Source organism: Pseudonocardia bannensis (assembly GCF_012911875.1).
Lineage (GTDB): Bacteria > Actinomycetota > Actinomycetes > Mycobacteriales > Pseudonocardiaceae > Pseudonocardia > Pseudonocardia bannensis.
Map to the genome: position 1 here is coordinate 1 of NZ_JAAXKZ010000229.1, position 3,365 is coordinate 3,365.

A 3,365-nucleotide genomic window follows, 5' to 3' on the forward strand; every position below is an offset into this window, starting at 1 on the left:
GGGGCGAAGTGTTCGGCGACGACGTCGTCGCCGCCGCGATGATCGACCGCCTCGTCCACCACGCCGAGGTCATCTCCCTCAAGGGCGACAGCTACCGGCTCAAGGACCGCGACCTCGGCCGCGTCCCGCGAGCAAGACCGACAACTAAAGACCAGCAGCAATCAGGTGGGTCAGATTTCAGACGGACCACGCCGGGTCAGGGTTCGGCCGGTATTGACATGTGATGCGACCAACTATTCTCTTTAATCCGCGGGTTCGGGGTTCGATCCCCCGGGGGCCCACCAGGCTTGACCAGCACATTCGCTGCTGAAGCGGTTCGCGACATGCATGGCGTGGGATCAAATGTGTGACATAGCTGGGTTATCCTGGATCGGCGGCGGGCGGCGCAAGGCGACGGAGCGGCAATCGGGAAGCCTCGAGGAGCTCCCAAGCGGTGCCCTGCGCGTCACCGTCTAGGCGGGCATTGATCCCGTCACGAAGCGACGTCACCGGCTCCGCGAGCTCGTCCCGGCAGGTGCCGATGCGTGGACCGAGGCGGAAAAGGTTCTGCGGCGACTCGGCAATCAGGTCGACGAGCGCCGTATCCCAAGATGAACGCCACGGTCAACCAGTTGCTGGATCAGCACTTCGAGCTGCTGACCCTGGAGCGCTCGACCATGGATACCTACGTCCGGTACGCGGACAAGCACATCCGGCCCTTCATGGGGCGAACGCCGATTGGGTCCCTCGACGCCGGGGTGTTCGGCTCGCTCTACGCCGAGCTGCGTCGGTGCCGGAACCACTGCGACCGCAGCGCCTACGTCGAGCACCGGACGGAGCGGGCCCATGGGTGCGACACGCGTTGCCGACCGCATGTCTGCTCGCCGCTCGGTGCGTCGACGATCCGGCAAATCCACTTCGTGCTCAGCGGCGCGCTCAAGAGGGCGGTCCGGTGGCGTTGGCTCGCGACGAACCCGATCGCCGAAGCCGAGCCGCCGCCGGCTCCGCGGCCGAGCCCGCAGCCGCCAAGCGCACAGGAAGCTGCGCGGATCCTCGCCGAGACGTGGAAGGACCCGGATTGGGTCTGCTGGTCTGGGTGGCGATGGGATCTGTTGCCCTTCGGGGGCAGCAACGGATCTTGGGGAGGATCCGCCAGGTCTTGAGCTGCGCGTTGCCCCGCTCGCCCGGTCCGCGCTGACGGGCATGGGCGGAGTTCAGGTTTCGCTGGTTGCGCGAGAGCCTGCGAGGTTCGCCGGTGTGGGGTCGGCGGGGCGACGTCGTTGTGGGACGTCGAACCCGGCACCGCGATAGCCGTGATCGACGATCACCTTCACCCCGGCCGCACCGAGGGCGTCGAGGATGCCGTGTTCGTGGGCGGCTCCCATATCGTGGCGGGCTCCCGGCAGCGCGGGTGAGGCCCAGATCAGCCGCCCGGCAGGGTCCGCGATGACCTGCACGTTCACGCCATGGCACTGGTGCTTCCCCGGACAGCGCCGGGGCCGTCCGTCGGGGATGGGCGGCGGACCGCGGAGGGGGCAACGGTACTCACGACCGTAGGCCCGTCCACCTGGGCCGCTGGTCCGACGCCACGTTCGGGGTCGTTCTTCGGTCGATCGGGTGAGCGCGCCAGCGGGTGTTGATGAGCACGAACACCTGGCTCACCGCTCGCCGCGTCACCTCTCAAGGTGCGTCGGGGCCGCCGAGAGCGCGTCGGTCAGCAGCGCGACGAGCGCCTCGTGCTGCACGTCGGCCGACGATCCGACCTCCTCCTCGGAGCCGTCGAGCGCTTGGGCGGCGAGGCCGGCCTTGTTGTCGATCAGCTCGGCGATCCTGGCATCGATCGTCTGGGCGGCGATGATCCGCCACGCGGTGACCGGCTCCGTCTGGCCGATGCGGTGGCTGCGGTCGATGGCCTGGGTCTGTTCCGCGGCGGTCCAGGAGAGCTCCGACAACACAATGTTCGAGGCGACCTGCAGGTTGAGGCCCACGCCGGCCGCGGTCAGCGAGCAGACCGCGACGGCGACGCCGGGGTCGTTGACGAAGGCGTCGATGTTGCGCTGCCGCACTGTGGGCGTCTGGTCGCCGCGGATCGAGGAGAACCGGACCCCCTGTTTGGTGAACGTTTCCTCGGCGGCGTCCATCACGTCGACGTGCTTGGCGAAGAAGACCACTTTGCCTGCGCTGCGCGCGAGCTGTGCGGCGTAGTCGGCGGCGAGGCCGGCCTTCGCCTGGCCGATGCGGCGCATCATGGTGAACACGTTGTCGCCGGCCGCGGACGTGGCCGCGTCCTTCTGCTCCCACCTGGCCACCTGGCGCACGAGGTCGTGGTCGATGCCGTCGGTGCTCTCGACGACGGCGCCGGACCGCCGGGTGGCGAGGGCGTCGGAGTAGCGGGCCACCATGCGTCGCGCGAGCTCACGTTCGGCGGCCCGGATCGACCGGCCCGCAGCCCCGTCGAGCTCGATCGGGAGGTCGGCGATGCGCCGCGCCGGGATGTCGGCGGCCACGTCGACCTTGCGACGACGGACGATGCCGAGGTCCACGACGCTCCTGCGGGCGGCAGGGTAGAAGCCCGGATCGGCGGGCGTCAGGCCGGTCTCGGTGAGGGCGTCCATCAGCTCGGCCCGCGGTTTCGTCCCGTCGATCCAGCCGAGGAACTGCCAGATCGCGAGGAAGTCCTCGATGTCGTTGATCAGCGGGGTGCCGGTGAGGGCCATCAGCAACGGACGCGCGGTGAAGGACCGGATGCGTTCGGAGAGCTCCAGGACGTGCCGCGAGCGCTGGGAGGCCTTGTTCTTGATGAAGTGCGCCTCGTCGACGACCATTCCGCGGAAGCCGAAGTCGCCGAGCCACCCCACATGCCGGTCGAGCACCTCGTAGTTGACGACGACGATGTCGGCGAAGCCGTCGATGGAGTCACCGTTGCCGTGGATCACCGTCGCCGAGCGGCGGGGTGTCCACAGACCGGCCTCGCGCACCCAGTTCGTCTTGACGACGTTGGGCACGACGACGAGCAGGGGGTAGGCGTTCGCCGCCTCCGCGGCGAGCAGCGCCTGGGCCGTCTTGCCCAGCCCCGGCTCGTCGGCGAGCAGGAAGGTCCGGTGGCCGGCCTGGGCCGCGGCGACCAGCCGGGCCTGGTGCGGCATGAGCTCCCGGCCGCCCGGCGCTCTCCGGAGGGACGGCGCGGGGGGGGTCATGCACGCCGAGGCACCGCCACCGGCGCGCTCGAACGACCGCAGCAGCGGGCCGAGCAGCTCCCAGCCGGCCAGCGGGGTCGGACGGGGTGCGCTCGGCCGGGCGGCCGAGAAATCGGGGGCGAGGAAGGGGATGGCCAACTGCCGCGGGACGACCGACTGCGGCACCACCCGGGGCTTGGTGGGGGCGGC

Annotated in this window: 3 protein-coding genes and 1 pseudogene; 2 read left to right on the top strand and 2 right to left on the bottom strand. The window is 70.0% G+C overall.

Features of this window, described 5'->3' with window-relative positions:
• Both HF519_RS29675 and HF519_RS29680 read left to right on the top strand, forming a co-directional pair.
• Positions 1 to 224, top strand: a 224-nt coding sequence (locus tag HF519_RS29675) for an ATP-binding protein (RefSeq protein WP_246245430.1), incomplete at its 5' end; no start/stop codon positions are given.
• A gap of 366 nt (positions 225 to 590) precedes the next feature.
• Positions 591 to 1,142, top strand: a complete 552-nt coding sequence (locus HF519_RS29680; protein WP_169416264.1) for a hypothetical protein — start codon at positions 591 to 593, stop codon at positions 1,140 to 1,142.
• Here HF519_RS29680 and HF519_RS29685 read toward each other — a convergent pair.
• Positions 1,090 to 1,463, bottom strand: a pseudogene (locus HF519_RS29685) (transposase family protein); the annotation flags it as partial. The gene HF519_RS29680 and the pseudogene HF519_RS29685 sit on opposite strands and share 53 nt — an antisense overlap.
• A 189-nt stretch (positions 1,464 to 1,652) precedes the next feature.
• A partial coding sequence (locus tag HF519_RS29690; protein WP_169416265.1) for a DEAD/DEAH box helicase occupies positions 1,653 to 3,365 on the bottom strand: 1,713 nt, incomplete at its 5' end.